Genomic DNA, 21935 nt, shown 5'->3' on the forward strand with positions numbered 1-21935 from the left:
TTAAAAGTCGAGTGTTCAGTGTGCCATCGAAACCTGCGTGCCCGCGCAGACCGCCTACGCGGTCGGGGCCCAGGCCCCGTCCACGGGCCCAGTTTATAAGCTGGGCCCAGGGACGGGGCCCGGGCCCCGACCAGAAAATGGGCGCCCGACACGGACTTCGAACTCGGCCCAAGGTCCGAGCCTGTTTCCGGGACCGGGACCGGTCGCTGGGACCACGCTAGAACATGGGCCCGGTTTCCGGGACCGGTCCCGGTTGCACAGACAGCTAGTGCGTGTAGACGCGAATCGACGACGCGAGCGGCCCGGGCGGGTTCAGCGCGAACGACGACAGCACCCCGTCGCCGGAGTAATCCACGAGCGCCCAGAGTTCAGACCCGCCACTCACCACGTAGCGCTCTCCGCTTTGAAGCGGCACCGTGGCGCTGGCCCCGGCGCCCACCGTGAGGTCTACCGGGGTGCCAGCGGCGGGGGTGAGGGTGAGCGAGGCATCCGCTGCCCCACTGTTGACGAGGTGCAGCGTCGGCGACGGGCCGTCGGCCACGGCCACCACGAAGGGGCCCTTGAGCGGCGCCGACGCCGAGAACCAGCCGAAGTCCTTACCGCCGGTGCTGTCAGTGGCGGTGCGGGCGGCCGCGACGATCGGCTCGTCGGAGCGCAACTGCACCGAGAAGCTGCCAACGGCCAGCGGCGCGAGCGGAATTTCGGTGGCGATGCCGGGCTCGACATCCACCTGGGTCGACGTGCCGGAACCTGACCCGTCGGCGCTCGTCACGCCGATCTGCACGGTCGCCGCCGCATCACCCGGCACGAACACCCGAATCGACGCGGTGTCGGCGTTGAATCCCTCGCCCGTCGTCACCGTCTCCCCGCTGACGGCCGCCATGACGCGTACGCCGGCAATGATCTGGTTGGTGGCGGGGGTCGCGGTGGTGCCGATGATCTCGACTCCGCCCGGTTCGATGCCGCGAATACTGCTCTGCTCCAGCGACGCGGCAACCTGCCCGCCGCGCGAGGAGACGTGCAGAACCGGCGATTTCACGTTCGGCGCGAGTCCGGCTAGCGAGATGACCCGCTGCTCGCCCGGCTGCACCAGGATGCCGCTCGCGCCGGGTGCGTCCACGAGTCCGGTCTCGCCGTAGACCGTCACGTTGACGGTCGCAAGTACGGAGGTCGGGTTGCCGAGCAGCAGCAGGCTGGTACGCCCGATATCGGTCGAGCCGCCCACGATCCAGCTGTCGCTGACCGCTTCGGCGCAGGCGGCGACGGCGAGCCCGCCAATGGTGTCGGTGGCGGCGACCTGCGACTGACTTCCGGCCACGAGAGGCGGAACGGTCGCGCCATCCTGCACGGGAACGGTCAGCAGCAACGGCGGCTGCCGGCTGTTCGAATCATCGACCGCGCTTATCTCGGTCACCTGCGGCCGAATCTGTTCCTGCGATGAAGCCTCAACCGCTCCATACACAGCGGATGCCGCTCCCACACTCGACGCGGACTGCGCCTTCGTCGAGTCCTCGGCCAGGGTCAGCAGTGGTCCGGGGCAGACCCGCTGCTGCTCACTGGGCAGCGGCGCGATCTCGCTGGACTGCGGGTTGCGTTCAACGGTCGGCAGCGTCACGAGGGTGGCCGCGCCGAGCGTCGCGACGACGACAGCGATGCCGACGAGGCCGAGCACACCGCGTCCGGCCCGGCCGCCGATGCGGGCGAGTTGGCTTTTATCTGGCATTGTCGTCCTTCGGTCGGTCGTTGGCAGCCGGGCCGACGCCAGAGGCACCAGAGGCGGCAGAGGCGCCAGAGACGCCAGGCGTGCCAGCCCCTGAGGCAACGGCCGGGTCGGCAACAGCTGGTTCGGCCGCAGCATCGTCGTCGGCGAACCCGTCGTCCGATTCCAACCCGGTTCCGACGCCGGTCTCCCGGTCGATCGCGAGGTCGGCTTCGAGATCGGTGCCGAGCGGCACCTCCAACTCCTCGTCACGATCGGATGACACAGCACCCTTCGACCGCCGCACGCGCTTGGGCTTCTGTTTGGCGTCGGCACGGGCGGCCCGACGAATCGCGTCGCGGTTGGCCTGGCGCACGGCTTCGCGCCCGGCGCCGATCGGCAGCGACAGCAGAACGGCGCTGCCCACCACGGCGAAGGCAATGAGCAGGGTCACCAGGCCGAAAACGCCGCCGGCGCGAGCCGGTATCGGGGTCGAGGCGGCAGCATCCGTTTCGCCGAACTGCCAAAGGCGGCCGAACTCGGTATCGCCGACCGGGGCCAGGCTCGAGTTGCCGTCGAGGGCGGTTTCGGTGCGCAGCGCGGTGTCGGCCGCGTCGACGCCGGTATCGCCGGGCTGCAGCACAATAAAGCGGATGCCGAACTCGGCCAGGTCAGCGTTGGTGTCGAGTCCGCTGTGCGAGGCCAGGTTGCCGGCGAGCTCCGCGAGCGCTTTCTCGCGGGTATTGAGAGTCGCATCGGTGCTGTCCAGGGTGGATTGCTGGTTCAGTGTGGCGCCGATACCGCGCTCGATCGTGGCGAGCAGCCCGCCGTCAGCCTGCGGGGTGAGCTTGAGCGTGCCGACCCGGTTGTCGATCTGCGCCTCGGCGGCGACGAAGGCCGGCTGGGTCTGCCCGGTTCCCTCGCGCACGGCGGCGGTGCCGAGGTGCAGCGAGGCGACCAGCGGCAGCACGACCACGGCCAGGGCGAGCGCGGCGACCACACCGGGCGTCGATGCGAAGCGGTGCAGGGAGCGCAGGCCGATCACCAGGGCGCCGACTAGTCCGAGCCAGTACAGACTGAGGCCGCTGCCGGTCCAGACGCGCACCGGTTCGGCGCCGATCGCGGCGAGAACGAGCTGGTTGACGGCGAGGGCGGTGCCGAAGCCGAGCAGCGCAACGAGCCAGGCGCCGCCGGCGAGGCGCGCGCCGGGCAGCAGCAGCGCGAGGAGGGCGAGCACGGCGAGGGGCGCGAGCAGAATCGGTACGAACAGCTGCGGGTCCAGGCCCTCGACGCCGAAGCGGTCGAGCACGCCGGCCCAGCCGTCGGTTCCGGGCAGTCCGAGCAGAAGTTGCAGGGTAGGAGCCTGGCCGCTCGGCACGGGCAGGCCCGGGTCGGCGACGAGGTTCAGCCAGTCACCGCGCAGTCCCTGGTTGACCAGCAGGGGCAGGGCCAGCGCGAGCGCTGGCAGCGGAATACCGATGAAGCGCATCACTCGGCGGCCGGCCAGGGCCACGCTGAGCGCCCAAACCACGAGCAGGGCCGGGGCGAGCGAGGGCGCGCAGGCGACGACGGCCGCGAACAGCAGGGCAGCGGATGCCGATGCCGACCAGGTGCGCGCGGCGGCGAACCAGGCGAAGAACAGCCACGGCAGCAGCAGGTGCACCAGAATCGCGGCCGGACGTGCGTCGGCGAGGGCGATCAGAAAGGTCGGGGCCAGCACCCAGAGCGCGGCGGCCAGGGCGCGCAGGCTGCCGCGGTCGGTCAGCCGGGTCGCGGCCATCCAGGCGCCAACGGCGGCGAGGGGAAAGGCGAGCGCGTAGACCAATACGAAAGCAAACGACGGCGACCAGAACGCAATCGAGCCGAGCACGGCCACAACCGCGGCGAACGGATCGGCGGCGCCGACGAAGCCGAGCCCCAGGTCGCGCCAGCCGAAGCCGACACTCGCCCACAGTTCGGGCAGGGTCGGAGACAGCGGCAGCAGCCCGCCGCCGGTGAGGGTGTCGGCGCCGAGCAGCGGCACCATCATGATGATGCCCACGACCGCAGCGGCGAGCATGGTCCAGGCGCCGCCGCCGGAGAAGAATCGAATCTCGGGGCGTTCGCCGTGCAGGCCGAACAGGCTCGCCTCGCGCTTGAGCGAGTGTCGCCGGCGCACCTCATTCGAGGGAACCCGCAGCGTGGAGATGGCATCCCAACCGAGCGTGCGCGTTTTCGCAAAGGAGCGGCGGGCGTTGCCGACGCGCATTCCATTGAACGCGGCGCCGAACGCGGCCGCGAATTCGCCCACGATCGCGCCGGGTTCCTTGCGCAGCAGTTGCCCGAGCGAGCGCACAAAAGCCAGCGGCAGCAGCGACAGCCAGTGAAAAACCAGGGCTCCGGCGGGCGCGTAGACCAGCCGGCGGTGCAGCTGCGCTGAACGTTCCGCGCGCACGCGGCGACGGCGGAGGCGCCCCCGCGAGGACTGGTTGGGCCCGGCGACGCCGTCACCGGCCGAGGCGACGCGGGCCGCCGGAACGACCGACACGCGGTACCCGGCGAGCCGCACCCGCACGCAGAAGTCGAGGGAATCATCCACTGTCGGCAGGGCCGGGTCGAACCCGCCGAGCTGCTCCCACACCGTGTGGCGCACGAGCAGGCCGCCAGCGCTGACGGCGAGCACGTCGCTCAGGCCGTCGTGCTGGCCCTGGTCGAGTTCACTCTCGACCAGGGTGACGGTGGCGCCGGTCGGCGTCATCGACTCGCCGAAATTGTGGATATATTCGCCGGCGATCCATTCCATGACCTTCGGCCCGGCGACTGCTACCGAAGGGGCGATCTCGAGCGCGTCGACGAGCACCTCGAGGGCGGTCGGGTCGGGCGCGCTGTCCTGGGCGAGCAGCCAGAGCAGCTCGCGGTCGTGCGTGGGCGGCGCGCTCACGCGCACTGCGGCGGCGATCGCCTGACCAAAGTTCAGATCGGTGTCGGCGGCAATGAACTGCGTCGGCCCGAATTCGGCGAGCATCTTTGCGGTCGCATCGCTCGAACCGCAGTCCACGGTGATGACAATGTCGGGTTTACGGGTCTGCAGCGACAGCGCCTTGAGAGTTCGCTCAAGGTGTTTCGCGCCGTTTCGGGCGACAAGGATGGCGGTGACTCTGGGTTGCATAACAGAACCAGCCTAGGTCGGGATCGGCCCGCGGCCCTGAACCGAGAGGGCGCGCCTCAAATATTGACGACGCAATAGCGAAGCGGATGCGGCGCCATCCGCTCAGAGACCGGGTCTCGTCGGTCCGTGGAGCGGCTCGCCTGCCGGCATTTGCTTGCGAGCGCCGAAGGAGTTAAGCGCGCTTTCGCAGTTTGCGGCGTTCGCGCTCGGAAAGTCCGCCCCAGATGCCGAACCGCTCGTCGTTGCTGAGCGCGTATTCGAGGCACTGGTTGCGCACCTCGCAGCCGGAGCAGATCTTCTTGGCGTCGCGGGTGGAGCCGCCTTTTTCGGGGAAGAACGCCTCGGGGTCGGTCTGGGCGCAGAGCGAGTCGGCCTGCCAGGCCAGAAGGTTCTCGTCGCCGAGATCTTGTCGTACGCCCGGGACACCGAGGGTGACGGGGTCAACGAACCAGTCCTCTGGTACTCCGGAACGATAGTCAGGTATAGCCATATCGTCTCCCAGCGCTCGCTACGCACCGTTTGGTGCTGCACCTAATTACACCGGTGTAATTCGCTAACGTCAAGTCGCAGATCGTAAACCCTCAATACGGGCTGGAGGGTTGCGACGCGCCGATGACGGCAAAATCGGCATTCGGGGGGTACGCGGGCTCAAAACAACGTCGCGAACGTAGCACGATCGTTGGCCCGACCGGCGTGTCGCTGAGCTCAGTGCGCGGCGGCGCGCGAGGAATCCCAGGCGCTCTGCACCATCTGCTCCAGGGTGTGACGCATGCTCCAGCGCAGGTCGCGGGCGGCGAGCGCGCCGGAGGCCACGATGCGATCCGGGTCGCCGGCGCGGCGCGGACCGATCTCGGGCTCGAAGTCGATGCCGGTGACCCGGCGCACCGTCGCCATGATCTCGCCGACGGAGACGCCATCGCCGCTGCCCAGGTTGTAGACAGGTTCGATTGCGTCGCCGGCATCGAGGCGGCGAGCCGCAGCCACATGGGAGAGCGCGAGGTCGGCCACGTGAATGTAGTCGCGCACGCAGGTGCCGTCGGGCGTGGCATAGTCATCGCCGTTGATGCGCGGCGTGCGGCCGTCGAGCAGGGCCGCAAAGACCAGGGGAAAGAGGTTGTGCGGACTGGTGTCACGCAGTGACACGTCACCGGAGCCGACCACGTTGAAATAACGCAGCGAGGTGTGGCGCAGACCGGTCGCCACGGCCTGGTCGCGCAGCAGCCACTCGCCGATCAGCTTGGATTCGCCGTACGGCGACTCCGGGCTGTTCGGCGTCTCCTCGGTGACCAGGTCGGTGTGCGGCGTGCCATAGACAGCGGCGCTCGAGGAGAACACAATGCGATCGATCTCGGCCGAGCTCATGGCGGCGAGCAGCGTGGCGGTTGCCGTCACGTTCTGCTCGTAGGTGTGCAACGGGCGCTGCACCGAGACACCGGCGTACTTGAAGCCGGCCACATGAACGACTCCGTGCACGTGATGCTCGTGGAAGGCATGCAACACGGTTTCGCCATCGAGCACGTTGGCCCGAATGAACGGCACGTCGGCCGGCACGAACGACTCGTGTCCACTCGAGAGATCATCGAGCACGACCACGTCAAGGCCTTCAGCCTGGAAAGCACGCACCACATGCGAGCCGATATAGCCCGCCCCGCCGGTTACCAACCACGCCATGAGGCTCCGCTCGTTCGCGTGGCACTCGATGCGCCACCGCTACAGGCTAGCGCCAGCGAATCAGAGCGTCATATTCGTCGGTCACGTGGGGAGTTTTCTGGCCGTAGCCGTCGAGGTACAGGGAGCGGATCGTGGCAGCAATACCCGCGACCGCAAGGACGATGAGGAGGAGCATAAAGATGAACATGGCAGAAACTCTATGTATTGTGCTTTTCTGCCGCGAGTGGCAGCATTGACACCGTTCGACACATTTCTGCCAACCTTGACGAGAGGATGCCCATGCTCCAGAAAATCGTCTGCGTCACCCTCCCGGGTCTGGCGCCGTTCGAATTCGGCGTGATCTGCGAGGTGTTCGGCATCGACCGCAGCGCCCAGGGCGGGCCAGCCTTCGACTTCCACGTTGTGGCCGCCGAACCCGGGCCGATCCGCACCAAGATCGGCTTCGACATCGTCGTGCATGACGACCTGTCAGCCGCCGCCGATGCCGACCTGATCGCCATTCCCGGCTACGAGTCCGGCGCACCCATCGACCCCCGCGTGCTCCAGGTCGTGCGCGACGCCGAAGCCCGCGGCGCCTGGGTACTCAGCGTCTGCAGCGGCGCCTTCGTGCTCGCCCACGCCGGCATCCTCGACGGACGCCGCAGCACCACCCACTGGATGTACACCGACGCCCTCGCCCGATCGTTCCCCCAGACCACCGTCGACCCCGACGTGCTCTTCGTTGACGACAACCACGTCGTCACCGGCGCCGGCACCGCCGCCGGCATCGACGCCGCACTGCACATCGTGCGCACCGAGCTCGGCGCCACGGCCGCCAATATCATCGCCCGCCGCATGGTCGTGCCGCCGCAACGCGACGGCGGCCAGTCGCAGTACATCGAAGCCCCGGTCGTGGACTGCCAGGACGAATCCTTCGCCGCCGTCACCGAGTGGATGCTGCGCCACCTCGACCAGGAACTACCGGTCGACCTGCTCGCCCGCAAGTCGCTCATGTCACCGCGCACCTTCGCCCGCCGGTTTCGCGCTGAGCTCGGCACCACGCCGACTCGCTGGCTCAACCGGCAGCGACTGTTGCGCGCACAGGAACTGCTCGAAGACAGCTCCCGCAGCCTCGAAGAGATCGCCGCCGACACCGGCTTCGGCGCGGCCGCCGTGATGCGCCACCATTTTTTGCAGGTTCTGCAGACCACCCCGACCGCCTACCGCCGGGCCTTCGGCCCCCGCAAGGTCGGCTAGCCGCGCTGCGCCCTGCGTGGGACTTGCGCCAGTGCGCGGGAGTGCCAGTCTGGCCAGAACTCCAGCGCAACGCGCCGCGTGGGACTTGCGCCAGTGCGCTCGCGTTGTGCCTCCCACGCAGTGGCGCAACTCGAGCGCGGCGAAAACCTGCGGCCGCGGCGGCGAACTGCGGGGGGCGGCAGTCCCCGGGCTAGGCGCCGGACATCGCCAGAAAGACCTCGCCGGTGCCCGCGAAGGTCAGCGTGCCCTCGTCGGGTGTGACGTACACGGCCTGGCCGCGCTTCAGAGCCCGCGACGACCCGGAACCCGCGACCAGAAACCCGCCGGCCGTGCAGATCGCAATGGCCGGGCCGGTGAGGGTGATCTGTCGCATGGTGACGGGTGTCGCCGATGCGGCGGCAGCATCCGCTTCAATGTGCACGAGCTCAAAATCAGGCACCCCGGGGCGATACACCGAGACGCCCTCCGCGAGCGCGACCGGCGCGAGGTACGGCGCCGTCACCGCCTCGAAGTCGAGCACCGCGAGCAGCTCCTCGATATCGATGTGCTTCGGGGTGAGCCCGCCGCGCAGCACGTTGTCGGAGGCGGCCATCAGCTCCACTCCGAGTCCCGACAGATACGCGTGGATGTTGCCGGCCGGCAGATACAACACCTCGCCGCGTTTCAAAGACACCCGGTTGAGGAGCAGGGCCAGCACGATTCCGGGGTCGCCCGGGTACTCGGCGGCGAGCGCGCGCACCGTCGCGAGCTCGCGGGCATAGCCGATGGCCGCTCCGCCCGCGGCCAGGAACTCGGCGTGCGCGGCGAGCGCGACCACCCGCTCGACCAGCCATTCCACCTCGCCGGAGTCGCCGCCGCGACCGTCGCGCAGCAGCCAGTCGACGGTGTCGCGCAGCCCCCCGGCCAGGTGATTCTCGAGCGAGTCGATGGCCGCGGCTTGCGGGTTCTCGGTCGCGAGGTCGAGCAGGCGCAGCTCGGCGATGATGCCGCGCACCTCGGGCAGCGGGCGGAATCCGCAGAGCGCTTCGAACGTGTCGCTCAGGGCAAAAATGAGTTCGGGCTTGTGGAACGGGTCACGGTAGTTGCGGTTGCCGGCGTCGACGGCGATTCCGGCCTCGTTTTCGAGCTCGAATCCGGCGCGGGCCTGCTCTGTCGTGGGGTGCGCCTGCAGCGATAGAGGGCGTCCGGCGGCCAGAATTTTCAGCAGAAAGGGGAGGCGCGGGGCATCCGCTTGCCGCGTCGCCCAGCCAGCGCCGAGCGCCACCTCGGGCGCCGCAGCGATCCATTCGGCGAGGTTCGAAGACCCACCGATTTGCGACGGATCCTCGATTACCGACGGCGAACCGGCATGGGCCCCCAGCCACAACTCCGCCTCCGGACCCCCCGACGGCGTGCGACCCAGCAGGTCGGCGATCGCGTGCGTGGACCCCCAGGCGTAATTGCGCGGCGCGTTGGTGATGCCCACAAACATGTTCGGCTCCTTCTCAAAGTGTTTAGACCAAACTACCAACCGACTTCGAGCATTCAGCCAACGACCCTAGGCTGACCAAACCGCACCGGTCGCGCGTCGACCGCCCATCTTGCAACGGAGCATCCATGACCTTTGAGCTACTCGGCAGCGACTTCTTCGGCTACGAAAACCTTCTCACCGAGCCCGAACAGACGGCCATCGTCAAACTGCGCGCCTACCTCGAAAAAGAGGTACGGCCGATCGCAAACGGATGCTGGGACCGCGCCGAATTCCCCACCCAGATCATCAAGCCGCTCGCTGAGCTCGGCATGTACTCCTTCGGCTGGGAGTCAACGAAGCCGTTTGCGAATTCGGCGGTGTTTCGGGGCTTCGTGGCGCTGGAACTGGCGCGAGTGGATGCATCCGTTGCCACCTTTGTCGGCGTGCAGAACGGCCTGGCGGCCGGGTCGCTCGAAGCCTGCGGGTCGGACGAGCAGCGGGCCGAGTGGATTCCGCAGCTGGCCTCGGGCGACATCATTGGAGCGTTCGGGCTGACCGAGCCGCTCAGCGGTTCGGACAGCGCACGGGGCCTGCGCACCACGGCCACTCGCAGCGGCGACAACTGGACCCTGAACGGCGCCAAGCGCTGGATCGGCAACGCCACGTTCAGCGACATAACAATCATCTGGGCCAAGAACACCGCCGACAACCAGGTGTTGGGGTTCATCGTTCCCACCGATACCGCCGGCTATGCGGCCACCAAGATCGAGGGCAAGATCAGCCTGCGCGCGGTGCAGAACGCGGACATCACCCTGACCGACGTGGTGGTTCCCGAGCGCCTGCGCCTGCAGAATGCCAACTCGTTCAAGGACACCGCCAAGGTGTTGCGGGCCACGCGCGCCGAGGTCTCCTGGGCGGCCGTCGGCAACGCCATCGGGGCTTACGACGCCGCCGTCGCCTACGCGCACGAGCGCGAACAGTTCGGCAAGCCGATCGGCGGGCACCAGCTCGTGCAGGACCTGCTGGTCAAAAGCCTCGGCAACATCACCGCGAGCCTCGGCATGGTCGTGCGGGTGTCGCAGCTGCAAGACGAGGGCGTGCAGCGCGACGAGCACTCCGCACTCACCAAGGCCTACACGACCAGCCGCATGCGCGAAAGTGTGGCCTGGTGCCGCGAGCTGTTCGGCGGCAACGGCGTCACCCTCGAGTACAACGTGGCCCGGCACTTCGCCGACGCCGAGGCCATCTACTCCTACGAGGGCACCCAAGAGATGAACACCCTCATCGTGGGCCGCACCATCACCGGCCAGGGCGCCTTCGTCTGAGCTTTCGGCGCGGGTGACGTGTGGCCCGGGGGCGGGCCACACGTCGATGTGTAAACGTACCGGCGGCATGTGCTGTAATGGCAGCCCCAGACGGGGTGCCCCCAGAAAGAACGACCCCGGCCGCACGCTCTGCCGCGATCCGTTTGGCGCGGCGTGTCGCAGATTCCCGGCGTTACGTACCCAAACGGATGGCCTGCGACCCCGCTCCCGCGATCTCTACCCGGAGTGCCGTTCATAACTGCGGAGATTTCGCACGAACCGGGTCGTCATAGCCGGATTTCACGCATTCGCGGGAACATCTCCGCAGTTGTGAACACCGCCTCGAGTAGGGCTGCAGATTCTTAGGCACCCGCCCCCAAAACCGGCCGTGTACTGTGCGACAACCACACCCCCGGGCTACGGTGTCGGAATGAGACTTGACGAGCACGGCCGCGCGTGACGACCGACCAGGGGCTTGACGCGATAGTCGTCGGATCCGGCCCGAACGGACTCGCCGCCGCCGTCACCCTCGCCCGCGCCGGCCTCAGGGTGCGCGTCTACGAGCGCAACGCGCAGATCGGCGGCGGGGCGGCAACCGCCGAGCTCACCCTGCCCGGGTTCCACCACGACGTGGGCAGCGCCGTGCACCCACTCGCGCTGGCCTCCGAGTTCTTTCAGAAGTTCGGTCTCAAAGACCGCATCGAACTCACTGTGCCCGAGATCTCCTACGGGCATCCGCTGCCCGGCGGCCGCGCCGGCGTGGCCTGGCATGACATCGAGCGCACCGCGGCCGGCCTCGGCCGCGACGGCCCGGCCTGGCTTCAGCTGCTGAATCCCCTCGTCGACAACATCTCAGAAGTCGCCGAACTCACCGGGGACTCGCTGCTGCGGGTGCCGCGGCATCCGCTCACGCTGGCCCGGTTCGGGCTGCGCACCCTTGAGCAGGGCGGCCCTGCCTGGAACTGGCGCTTCACCGGCGACACCGCCCCGGCGCTGCTCACCGGAACGTTCGCCCACTCGATCGGGCGGCTGCCGAGCCCGTCAACCGCCGGCGCCGGCCTCGTTCTCGCCGCACACGCGCACGCCGGGGGCTGGCCCATCCCCAGCGGCGGAAGCGGCGCCATCGCGGCGGCCCTGGCCGACGACCTGCTCGCGCACGGCGGCGAAATAATAACGGATGCTGACATCGACAAGCTCACAGACCTGCCACCGGCCCGAATCGTGCTGCTCGACGTGACGCCTCGGGCGCTCGTCGAGCTCGCCGCCGGGGCCCTGCCCGACCGGTACACCACGACCCTCAGCCGGTTTCGTTATGGCAACGCCGTTGCCAAGGTGGATTTCGCCCTGAATGAACCGGTGCCGTGGAGCGCCGACGACCTGCGGCGAGCGCCGACACTGCATGTGGGCGGAACCCGCGCCGACCAGGCCCGCGCCGAGAACTTGGTCGCCCGCGGGCAGCACTCCGACTCCCCCTACGTGCTCGCGAGCCAGCCGAGCATCATCGACCCCAGCCGCGCCCCGGAGGGCAAGCACGTGCTCTGGGCCTACACGCACGTGCCGGCGGGCTCCACCCGCGACCAGACCAAGCAGATCACCCGCCAGATCGAACGCTTCGCCCCGGGCTTTCGCGACACCATTCTCGCGACGGCCAGCCAAACCGCCGCGCAGATGCAGAACCACAATCCCAATCACATCGGCGGCGACATCGCGGCCGGAGCCATCAGCCTGGCCCAACTCGTGCGCCGTCCCGTGCTCTCGCCCGACCCGTGGCGCACCCCGCTCGACGGCGTCTACCTGTGCTCATCGTCGACCGCGCCCGGCCCCGGCGTGCACGGAATGTGCGGCTACCGAGCTGCTCTGAGCGCCCTGGCCCACGAATACAACATCGTGAAACCGCCCGACCTCTCTCCCACCGCCCAATAGGTCCGCGAGAGCGGGTGAAGTGTTGTTTCGGCCGCTCCGAAGCAACACTTCACCCGCTCTCGCGAATCGCTTGGCAGCATCCGCTCGCCGCAACCACCCGAAGGAGCCCCGATGTCCGTGAACTACCGAAAATTCAGCTGCACCCCCGAGCAGGTCTTCGCGGTGCTCGAAAACGGATGGCTCTACCCCACCTGGGTCGTCGGCGCGAGCCGCATGCGCGACGTCGACGCCAGCTGGCCCGCGGTCGGCAGCCGCATCCACCACTCGGTCGGAGTCTGGCCCGCCCTCATCGACGACACCACCTCCGTGCTCGAGTGGAACGCGCCCCGCCATGTCATGCTCAAGGCCCGCGGCTGGCCGATGGGTGAGGCGCACGTGTCGATCGACATCCAAAATCACGACAGCGGATGCCGCGTGCGCATCACCAAAGACGTCGTCGCTGGCCCGGCCCGCCTGGTTCCCACCCCGCTGAGCGATCTGGCCATCGCTTACCGCAACACCGAGACCCTGCGCCGCCTCGCTTACCTGTCCGAGGGCCACGCCGAGTAGCCGCAAAACCCCGCAACTCCGTTCCACGAGAGCGCAAAAAGTGCCCGATTGACCCCTCCAATCGGGCACTTTTTGCGCTCTCGCGTGACCTGGCGCATCGGTGTCGCGCCTGCCGATACAACAACACCGGTAATCTGAAGCCATGTCCGCCGTGCAGAGTCGCCTCGTCATTCGACTCTTCGCGACCTTCGTCTGGTTCACCGTTCTGGCCGGCCAGTTCTGGCGCAACCTCGGCGGCTGGTGGGGCTTCGGCGCCATCGCCCTCATCGTGGTGGTCGGCAGCGTGATCGGCATCAGCACCCAGCGCACCAACGCCCGCAACCGCGCCGCCGCCCGAAAACTCGTCAACGCAGGCAACGCCGCAAACGACACCCCCACCGACCGCGACATCGCCCGCGGAAACACCTACTCGGCCGCCCTCGCCCCCGCCCTGAACTGGCGCAAGTTTCCCAAGACCATCACCGCGTTCCTGCTACNTTTCCCAAGACCATCACCGCGTTCCTGCTACTGGCGACCCTGTCCATCGCGTGGTCGTATTACCCGGGGGCATCCGCTCTGGGTGTGGCCCTGCAGCTCATCACCACCCTCGCCGCGCTGTTCCTGGCCGTCACCCTCACCTGGCCGGAGCTGCTGCGCACCCTGGGGAGCGCCCTGCGCTGGGTGCTCGCACTCAGCCTCGTGTTCGAGCTGTTCGTGGCCGTCGTCGTACAACATGGAGTGCTGCCGTTCTTCGTCGACTACGGCACGAATGACGTACCGAACGCCTTCTACTGGAGCCGGGGCCTGCTGCTAGCCGGCGGCCCCATCGAGGGCATCGTCGCCAACCGCAACCTGCTCGGATTCATCGCACTCACCGCCATCATCGTCTTCGCTGTTCAGCTACGAGCCCACACCGTCAAGCGCAACGCCGGCCTGGTCTGGCTGGCGCTGGCCATCGGGATGCTCCTGCTCACCCGCTCCGCCACGGTCACCGTGTCGCTCGTCGCGGTCGTCGCCGCCCTGCTCTTCGCCCTCTGGGCGCGCAGAGTGCACGACCAGCACCGCCGGCCGCTGTATGCCGTGGCGGCGGCATCCGTTCTGGCGGTGACAGCGGCACTCGCGCTGTTCTCCGGGCAGCTGTTCGGGCTGCTCGGCCGCAGCGACGACCTCACCGGCCGCTTCGACATCTGGGCCAGCGTCACTCACCTCGCCCTGGAACGTCCGGTGTTCGGCTGGGGCTGGGTGAGCTACTGGGTGCCGTGGGTGGAACCGTTCAACGACCTCGCCGTGCGCAAGGGCGTCACCTACCTGCAGGCGCACAACGCCTGGCTCGACGTATGGCTGCAGCTCGGCATCATCGGCGTGATTCTGTTCGCCGCCCTGGTCTTCTCCACCCTGTGGCGGGCCTGGTTTCTGGCCGTCGACCGGCCGCGGCTCGGCGTGAAAGACACCGAACCGTTCGCCGCCAGCGCCCTGCTTCCGCTGCTGCTGCTCGCCGCGCTGATCGCGCAGAGCATCGCCGAAAGCCGGATGCTGATCGAGAGCGGCTGGGTGATACTCATCGTGCTCGCCGTCGTCACCAAACGACAGCAGCACGCGCCACGACCAATGCCCTGACTTCGGCGCGGTAAATTAGAGGATGCCCACCCTGCCCGAAGCCCTGCGTCGCGTACTCGCGTCGCCGAAATTCGCGGCTTCGCTCACGCTCATCATTCTGGCCATCGCCTTCAGCACCCACCTGCTGCGCAGCGTCATGGGCTGGGCCGGCCTCATCGGCATTCTCGGCGGCCTCGTCGTGCTGGCCATCTTCTCGCTCGTTGCCCGCCGCCCCATCGTGGAGTGGCACGGCCTGCTCCCCATCTCGATCATCGTGTTCGTGGCTTGGTGCGCGCTCTCCGGTCTGTGGAGCGGCTACGTCTCCGACACCATCATCGGCGTCAGCTACCAGGTCACCGTGGGGTTCCTCGCGATCTACGTGGCCCTCGTGCGCGACACCTTCCAAGTCGTGCGCGCCACCGGCGATGTGCTTCGGGTGCTGCTCGGGCTCTCCATTGTGCTCGAGGTGCTCTCGGGACTGCTGCTCGACCTGCCGATCGCCTTTCTCGGCGTCGTCGGCGACATCGATCGGCTCGGCCCCATCCAGGGCATCTTCGGAAGCCGCAACGTCTTCGGCCTCATCGCCCTCATCGCCGCGGTCACCTTCTACGTGGAACTGCGCGCCCGCTCCGTTCCGCGCGGCCTCGGCATCGGCTCCATGTGGCTCGCCGGTGTCTGCGTCGTGCTCACCCGTTCTCCCGTCATCGTGGTCGTCGCCGTCTGCGTGACCGTCGCCGCGCTCGCCCTCTACCGGTTGCGCCGCACCCCCATCACCAGCAGACGGATGCTGCAGCTCGGCCTCCTGAGCGCGGCTCTCGTGGCCGCCGGCGCGGCCTGGCTCGGCCGCACGAGCATCATCGGCACGCTCAACGCCGGCAGCGAATTCGAAGTGCGCTACTCGCTCTGGAGCGAGATGTGGCGACTGGTGGAGCTGCATCCGCTCGAGGGGTGGGGCTGGGCGGGCTTCTGGCCGCAAGAGGTCACTCCCTACGGCTGGCTCGAATTCACTACGGGCCGCGTGCACCAGACCGGCCTCAACGCCTACCTCGACGTGTATTTTCAGGTGGGGCTGATCGGCTTTCTCGCCTTTCTCGCCCTCGTGCTGCTGGCCTTCGTGCGCTCGTGGCTACTCGCCTCGAACAAGCGCTCCCTGGTCTACGTCTGGGCGCCGCTCATTCTGGTGACCCTGCTCGTGACCAGCGCCGCGGAGAGCACCATTCTGTTCGAGTTCGGCTGGCTGCTGCTCGTAATCTGTGCGGTCAAGGCCGCGCAGGGGCTCAGCTGGCGCAGCGCACTGCCTCACAAGCCCCACCCCGACGCCCCGTAGCGGTTGACCTGACGGTTTCCGGACCCTGGGTTGGCCGCGTGGCGCGCAGGCCGTCTGTCATCGGGCCCACCTACGCGGGGACTGCGCCGCTGCGCGGGACTTGCGCGACTTCGCGGGGATTGCCGTGGCCCGGTGTCCCGAAGCCGGGCCACGCTGCGCGGGAACTGCGCCAGAACGCGGGAGCTGCGCTCCCAAAGCTCTGCCAGCCAATCGCCCAGCGCGGGGGCTGCGCCAATTCGCGGGAGTTCCGGCCTGGCCACAACTCCAGCGCAACCCGCCACGCTGGACTTGCGCCAGTGCGCCCGAGTTCCGCCTCCCGCGCACTGGCGCAACTCGCGCGCCTCGCGAAAGCGGCCCGCGACGAGCTCCCGACCGCTCGGTCAAGGCCGCGCAGGGCCTCACCGGGCGCAGTAGCCTGCCCCACTCGCCCGACCCCGAAGCCTCGTGAGCGCAGGCAGCCTCGCCCCCTAGTTCCGGACTGCTACGTTTGCTACACTCGCGGCATGAGAACAATCGCTCATCGTGACCTACGCAACAACAGTGCCGAGGTGCTCCGCGCCGTGCGGGATGGTGAAACTCTCCAGATCACCAATCACGGCGAGGTCGTCGCCGTGCTGTCCCCACCGCCCGTCGCAGCACTCGGCGGCATACGACACCGGGCGCCCCTGATCCGCGGCGGCTTTTCCAACATGCCGCTCTTCACTGTCGCCGTGAGTACCGACTCCGCCCTGGACGAGTTGCGCGCCGAACGTTGATCACCTACCTGGATACCTCTGCCGTCGCCAAGCTCATCGCCGACGAAGCCGAGACCGGCGCGCTCCGGGCGCACCTCGACGACAGGGTCGCGAGCGGGAACGCCGATCTGGTGTCGGCGTTTCTCCTGGAAACCGAATTGCGACGCATGGCCACGCGAACAGGAATACCGCAGACCGCGGTCACTGACGTGCTGTCACGGTTGGGTCTGTTGGACATGGACCGGAGCGTTTTCCGCGATGCCGGACTGCTTATCGGCACCAACCTGCGAAGTCTGGACGCCCTCCACATCGCCGCTGCCCTCCACGCGGGAGCGAACGAGTTCATCACGTACGATGCTCGCCAGCAGGCTGCAGCCGAAGCCGTCGGCCTCCTCGTATCCACCCCCGGACGGGCGTAGCTTCTCCTCAGCGAGCGAGGTGCGTGCTGACGACAGCCAGGTCAGAGAGGCTGCACCACTGCGTGACTAGCGCTCTATGCGCTGACGAGCGCTGGTATCCACTGTGTCACTGCCGGGTAGCTCACATAGAACAGATTGCCATCGCGATAGACAAAACCGCCATCGATGTAGTTGGGGTCGGTGTCCGGTTCGTTGAAGTAGCCCGCAACGGGATCGGTCTCCTCGACATATCCCGTAGCGACCAGTTCGGTTCTTTTCGTCTCCCACTCGGTGCTGGTCAGTGGGAGCTGCCCAAAGATGACGACAACATCGCCTTGGCCCTGCCATGCGCAGGCGATACCACCGTCATCGGCCATGAATTGGATATCCGTGCGCCAACCTTGGTAATCCCGCAAGGCCAGCCCGGAGGTCTCGAAGTCCGTGTAGGCATCTTCCGTCAACGCAGTCACGCAGGTCGGTGCCTCGGCCACGGGCTCGGTCGGCTCGACGGTGGCACTGGGTGTCGAAGACGTCGCTGTCGAAGCTACCGGCGGGTTGCTCGCGACCACCTCGGCCGCCGTCGGTGAACAACTTGTCAGCAACATCACTGCCACCACAATTGTTGCGATTCGAACTGATTTAGACGCTTTCCCCGGTGTCCCCATACCTCCATGGTAGCCACGGCCGACTCGAGCGCAGGTGCGGCTGGTGCGATCTACTGGCGCAGAGTGTCCAGGTTGTCCCGATACCACTGCACTGTGGAACGCAACCCCGCTTCAAGTTCTATCGACGCTCTCCAGCCGGCTTCGGCGAGTTTGGACACATCGAGCAGCTTCTGCGGTGTGCCATCGGGCTTTGTCCTGTCCCACTCGGTCACGCCGTCAAACCCGACGACGCGGGCGATGGTCTCGGCAATCTCGCGAATCGTCACGTCGCGGCCCGTGCCGACGTTCACCTGCTCGGCTCCGTCGTAGTGTTCCATCAAGTGTAAGCAGGCTTCGGCCATGTCGTCCACGTGCAAGAACTCACGCCGCGGAGTTCCTGTGCCCCAGTTCGTCACCGACGTCGCTCCCGACGTGGCAGCATCGTCGTAGCGACGAATCAGCGCTGGGAGCACGTGCGATCCGACCAGTGAAAAGTTGTCGCCCCGGCCGTACAAGTTGGTCGGCATCGCCGAGATCCAGGGCAGACCGTATTGGCGCCGCACCGCTTGAATCTGCAGAATGCCTGCAATCTTCGCGATTGCATAGGCGTCGTTGGTGGGCTCCAGGTGCCCCGTCAGAAGTGAATCTTCCCTGATCGGCTGTGGTGCGAGTCGCGGGTAAATGCAACTGGAACCGAGAAACAGCAACCGCTCCACACCATGCTTGACAGCCGCATCGAGCACGTTCACCTGAATGCGCAGGTTGTCGCTTAAAAAATCCACCGGGTAGGTGTTGTTAGCGAGGATGCCGCCGACCTTGGCCGCCGCGAGAACGACGTAGCGTGGCTTCGTTTCGGCGAAGAATGCGAACACAGCGTCGCGATCCTTTAGATCCAGTTCAGCGGATGCCCGCCCCACCAGATCGGTGAATCCCTCGACCTGCAGGCGCCGCCAAATAGCCGACCCCACGAGCCCGCGGTGTCCGGCCACGTAGAACGTGCTCGAACGCTCAAGCGCGCCCGGGGTGAAGTTGACCGTGTCGCGGGCCGAAGTGTCATTCATTGCTACTTCGTGCCCCAGCTGGCGAGTTTGACCTGGTCGATCCACTTGCCGCCGGCGTACTCCAAAGAGGCGATGTCGGCATCGACCATGATGCGGGCCAGCTCAGCGGTGTCGACGGTCGCCTTCCAGCCCAGCTTGTCTTCAGCGTGCGAGGCATCGCCCACCAGGGCATCCACCTCGGTGGGGCGCAGGTAGCGTTCGTCGAACCGCACGTACTTCTCCCACTCCAGCCCCGCGTGCTCGAAGGCGGTGGCCACGAAGTCGCGCACCGAGAAGTTGCCGCCCGTGGCCAGCACAAAGTCGTCGGGCTCATCGGCCTGCAGCATGCGCCACATACCCTCCACATACTCGGCCGCGTAGCCCCAGTCCCGAATCGAGTCCAGGTTGCCCAGGTACACGTGGTCCTGCGTGCCGGCCTTGATCGCGGCGACCGCGCGGGTGATTTTGCGAGTCACAAAGGTCTCACCACGGCGGGGCGATTCGTGGTTGAACAAAATGCCGTTCACTGCGAACATGCCGTAGGCCTCGCGGTAGTTCTTAGTGATCCAATAGCTGTATACCTTTGCCGCGCCGTAGGGCGAGCGCGGGTAGAACGGGGTGCTCTCGTTCTGCGGCGGCGGGGTGGCGCCGAACATCTCCGACGACGACGCCTGGTAGAACCGGCACTGAATACCGGCCATGCGCACGGCCTCGAGCAGACGAATGGTGCCCATGCCGGTGGTGTCTGCGGTGTGCTCGGGCTCGTCGAACGACACCCGCACGTGCGACTGCGCGGCCAGGTTGTAGACCTCATCCGGCTTGATCTCCGCCAGCAATGTCACCAAGCGGGAGCCGTCACTGAGGTCGCCGTAGTGCAGGAACAGCTTCGCACCCTCGTCGTGCGGGTCCACATACAAGTGGTCGATCCGCGACGTGTTGAAAGTGGATGCCCGCCGAATCAGCCCGTGCACCTCATACCCCTTGCTGAGCAACAGCTCAGCAAGATACGAGCCGTCCTGGCCCGTGATACCGGTGATGAAGGCACGCTTGGCCATGAGAGATCCCTACTTGTCTGACTCGAAGGGCACAACAGCGCACGCGGTGATCCGTTGCTGCTGAGCCCCTAAGCTATCGAGCTTACCGAGCAATCACGGCTCGGCAGCCCAGCTAGGCCGCCGCGCAACTGCATCGCACGATCCACCCGCCGGACTCCGACTGAGTCAGCCCTACGAAATTTTCGCTTGGTAAGCATCTCGATAGGCCTGCACGTGCCGATCACCACAATTCTCCCAAGTGAACTTCGACACCTGCGACAGCCCAAGCTCAGTGAGCTCGCTCCCCCGGTTCACGGCCTCGACAATTCCGGCCGCGATCGACTCGGGCTCGTGGGGATCGAATATCACGGCAGCATCTCCAACGACCTCGGGCAATGAGGCCGCGTTCGAGGCCGCAACGGGGCATCCGGAGGCCATCGCTTCGAGAGGGGGCAGTCCAAAGCCCTCGTAAAGGCTCGGGAACACGAGTGCTGCGGCAGACTGGTACAACCGCAAGAGTTCTTCCTCGGAAACCAGCCCCCTGCGATCCACCCACTCGGGGAGATCCCCGAGTTCGTCGAGTCCACCGCCGGTCAGCACCAAACACAGGTCCGGCAGCTGCTCCCGAGCAAGTTCCATTGCGGTGATCAGCCGAGTGTGATTCTTGTGTGGCCAGCCACGTGCCGGGTAGAGAACAAAATTCTCCCGTGGGCCGAGATTCGGAGTGAACTTCGCCGTGTCGACACCAAGGTGCGCGACATGGATGCGCGCCGGATCCAGCCCGAGACTCTCCACCATGCGGGCCTTGGCGAAATGGCTGATCGTGATGACGGCATCCGCTTTCGCGGCAAAGCCTTCGTAGAACCGGCGACGGTAGAGCATCTCTGATCGGCTGAACAAATGCGGCAGTTCAAGGTGCTGCACGTCATGAAGTGTCTGAACGGTTGCCTGCCGGCGACTAGGGGTGGGAACAGCAACAGTGAAAGGAAAGTGCACGACGTCGGCGTCGGCCATGCTGCGCCGGATCGGTCCCGTCAGCGCGGTGATCCGTGCGAGAGCCGTAAGCCGCTCTCGGGTCGAGGATCCGACGGTGAGCCGCTCGATGACCTGCTCCGATATTCCGGCACTGAAGCCTCGAGCGGATGCCGGCAGAAAGGCGGTAGCGTGCACGGAGCTCGGCCGCGCCAGTTGCTCGGTGAGTGCCCTCGCGTAGGTTTCACTGCCGCCCATGCCACCGCGCACGAGGGTGAGCATTGAGAGCGCTACGCGCAAAGACCCGTTCATCTACTTCACTCCACGTTTCGTCTGGCCTGCGGAAGGCCTGTTTGCACGAGCAATTGCGCGCTTAGTGCAGCCCTGATAATCAGGCCTGGGCGCTCACCCGGCGTGCGGCGAATGCGGATGCCCACCGGATCGGGTAGTTCCACAGCGGGCTCAGTGGGCGAAGCCCCGCTGGAAGGTGCCGGCGCTTGACGGCTTCGGATTCCAAGCTGGAGTTCAACCGGTTAGCGACGGTCAGCGAGTCCGGGTGCCAGCGAAAGGCAGACACGGGCACTCGGGTCGAGATGAACTTGCCGTGCGAGCGCAGTTTGAGAAACGCATCCAGGTCCATGGCGTACTTGAGCGTGACATCGAAACCGCCAATGGCTTCGAGAGCGTCGAGGCGAATCATGGTGCCCGGGTGCGGAATCAGGTCGGGGCCCCAGGCGAGCAGAAAGTTGGCCAATCCGCCGGCGTTGCTGGTCGCCAATTTCTTTCCGGTGGGGTCGATGTACTCGCATCCCCCGAAGGCGAGCACTGCGGACGCGTCGTGATCGAGCATGCGCTGCAATCGCAGTAAGCCCCCCGGCCGAAAAAGATCGTCGTCACCGATCCAGGCGTAGTAGCGTTCCACCGTTCGCGCCGCCAGGCCGCAGTTGATCGCCGCGGAGATCCCCGTCTTGGGATCATCGACGATCACAGCGCCGTATCCGGCCGCCATTTCTCGCGCCTCGACGGCACCGACGGGCGCAACAACCACGAGCGTCAGAGCGACGTCTGCTCGTTGGGACTCAACCGCATCGAGGGTCTCGCGAAGCGACACCAGTCGGTCACCAAGGGTGGGCAGAACGACGAGAATTTCGGAGCTAGTCATAGTGTGGCGGGAACCGCGCACCTTTCGATGTGGAGTCTGAAGATCTCCCTCATGATCCCATGGATTCAA

At 66.9% G+C, this 21935-nt stretch carries 19 protein-coding genes; 8 read left to right on the plus strand and 11 right to left on the minus strand.

The annotated features are described in order from the left end of the window. Positions 1-265: 265 nt before the first annotated feature. The 5 genes from CXY78_RS05555 to CXY78_RS20965 all read right to left on the minus strand — a co-directional run bounded on the left by CXY78_RS05555 (position 266) and on the right by CXY78_RS20965 (position 6705). On the minus strand, positions 266-1723 hold the full coding sequence (locus CXY78_RS05555; RefSeq protein ID WP_104088465.1) for a DUF5719 family protein: 1458 nt from the start codon (positions 1721-1723) through the stop codon (positions 266-268). After that, positions 1713-4847 carry a glycosyltransferase family 2 protein gene (locus CXY78_RS05560; protein WP_104088467.1) on the minus strand — a complete coding sequence of 1045 codons (3135 nt, stop codon included), beginning with the start codon at positions 4845-4847 and terminating at the stop codon, positions 1713-1715. Before CXY78_RS05560 ends, CXY78_RS05555 begins: the two co-directional genes overlap by 11 nt. Before the next feature lie 172 nt (positions 4848-5019). After that, entirely contained in the window at positions 5020-5337 is a 318-nt protein-coding gene (locus CXY78_RS05565; protein ID WP_092342011.1) for a WhiB family transcriptional regulator, read from the minus strand. Positions 5338-5552: 215 nt separating this feature from the next. Then, complete coding sequence (gene galE, locus CXY78_RS05570) at positions 5553-6518, minus strand: UDP-glucose 4-epimerase GalE (protein ID WP_104088469.1); 966 nt, start codon at positions 6516-6518, stop codon at positions 5553-5555. Between the two features lie 46 nt (positions 6519-6564). Beyond that, a complete protein-coding gene (locus CXY78_RS20965) occupies positions 6565-6705 on the minus strand; it encodes a hypothetical protein (RefSeq protein ID WP_158252843.1) in 141 nt (46 codons plus the stop codon). Positions 6706-6797: 92 nt separating this feature from the next. Here CXY78_RS20965 and CXY78_RS05575 point away from each other — a divergent pair, with 92 nt between their 5' ends. After that, positions 6798-7754: a GlxA family transcriptional regulator gene (locus CXY78_RS05575; RefSeq protein ID WP_104088471.1), complete on the plus strand. Its 957-nt coding sequence runs from the start codon at positions 6798-6800 to the stop codon at positions 7752-7754. Positions 7755-7944: 190 nt separating this feature from the next. Here CXY78_RS05575 and manA read toward each other — a convergent pair whose 3' ends face one another. Beyond that, positions 7945-9225: a mannose-6-phosphate isomerase, class I gene (gene manA / locus CXY78_RS05580; RefSeq protein WP_104088472.1), complete on the minus strand. Its 1281-nt coding sequence runs from the start codon at positions 9223-9225 to the stop codon at positions 7945-7947. A gap of 125 nt (positions 9226-9350) precedes the next feature. Here manA and CXY78_RS05585 point away from each other — a divergent pair, with 125 nt between their 5' ends. The 7 genes from CXY78_RS05585 to CXY78_RS05615 all read left to right on the plus strand — a co-directional run bounded on the left by CXY78_RS05585 (position 9351) and on the right by CXY78_RS05615 (position 17035). Next, entirely contained in the window at positions 9351-10529 is a 1179-nt protein-coding gene (locus CXY78_RS05585; protein ID WP_104088473.1) for an acyl-CoA dehydrogenase family protein, read from the plus strand. A gap of 435 nt (positions 10530-10964) precedes the next feature. Next, positions 10965-12431, plus strand: coding sequence for an NAD(P)/FAD-dependent oxidoreductase (locus CXY78_RS05590; protein ID WP_104088475.1), 1467 nt, complete (start codon positions 10965-10967; stop codon positions 12429-12431). 111 nt (positions 12432-12542) lie between these two features. Continuing rightward, the gene (locus CXY78_RS05595; protein ID WP_104088476.1) at positions 12543-12980 is read left to right on the plus strand and encodes an SRPBCC family protein; all 438 of its coding nucleotides are present in this window, start codon (positions 12543-12545) and stop codon (positions 12978-12980) included. Between the two features lie 561 nt (positions 12981-13541). Continuing rightward, the gene (locus CXY78_RS05600) at positions 13542-14576 is read left to right on the plus strand and encodes an O-antigen ligase (RefSeq protein WP_104088477.1); all 1035 of its coding nucleotides are present in this window, start codon (positions 13542-13544) and stop codon (positions 14574-14576) included. A gap of 22 nt (positions 14577-14598) precedes the next feature. Next, complete coding sequence (locus CXY78_RS05605; RefSeq protein WP_104088479.1) at positions 14599-15882, plus strand: O-antigen ligase family protein; 1284 nt, start codon at positions 14599-14601, stop codon at positions 15880-15882. A gap of 503 nt (positions 15883-16385) precedes the next feature. After that, positions 16386-16637: a type II toxin-antitoxin system Phd/YefM family antitoxin gene (locus tag CXY78_RS05610; protein WP_104088480.1), complete on the plus strand. Its 252-nt coding sequence runs from the start codon at positions 16386-16388 to the stop codon at positions 16635-16637. Continuing rightward, a complete protein-coding gene (locus CXY78_RS05615; RefSeq protein ID WP_104088482.1) occupies positions 16634-17035 on the plus strand; it encodes a PIN domain-containing protein in 402 nt (133 codons plus the stop codon). The genes CXY78_RS05610 and CXY78_RS05615 overlap by 4 nt, the downstream gene beginning before the upstream one ends. A 74-nt stretch (positions 17036-17109) precedes the next feature. On the opposite strand, the gene CXY78_RS05620 is transcribed toward CXY78_RS05615, so the two are convergent. The 5 genes from CXY78_RS05620 to CXY78_RS05640 all read right to left on the minus strand — a co-directional run bounded on the left by CXY78_RS05620 (position 17110) and on the right by CXY78_RS05640 (position 21866). Continuing rightward, positions 17110-17622 (minus strand): hypothetical protein, encoded by a 513-nt coding sequence (locus tag CXY78_RS05620; protein WP_140425663.1) that lies wholly within the window; start codon positions 17620-17622, stop codon positions 17110-17112. Positions 17623-17729: 107 nt separating this feature from the next. Then, a complete protein-coding gene (locus CXY78_RS05625; protein ID WP_104088485.1) occupies positions 17730-18719 on the minus strand; it encodes a GDP-L-fucose synthase in 990 nt (329 codons plus the stop codon). Positions 18720-18721: 2 nt separating this feature from the next. Then, complete coding sequence (gene gmd, locus CXY78_RS05630) at positions 18722-19753, minus strand: GDP-mannose 4,6-dehydratase (protein WP_104088486.1); 1032 nt, start codon at positions 19751-19753, stop codon at positions 18722-18724. A gap of 171 nt (positions 19754-19924) precedes the next feature. Further along, positions 19925-21016, minus strand: coding sequence for a glycosyltransferase family 1 protein (locus CXY78_RS05635; RefSeq protein WP_104088488.1), 1092 nt, complete (start codon positions 21014-21016; stop codon positions 19925-19927). A gap of 79 nt (positions 21017-21095) precedes the next feature. Beyond that, positions 21096-21866 carry a glycosyltransferase gene (locus CXY78_RS05640; protein ID WP_104088490.1) on the minus strand — a complete coding sequence of 257 codons (771 nt, stop codon included), beginning with the start codon at positions 21864-21866 and terminating at the stop codon, positions 21096-21098. Positions 21867-21935: the final 69 nt, after the last annotated feature.

It is taken from the genome of Cryobacterium sp. N19 (genome assembly GCF_002929595.1).
Classification (GTDB): domain Bacteria; phylum Actinomycetota; class Actinomycetes; order Actinomycetales; family Microbacteriaceae; genus Cryobacterium; species Cryobacterium flavum.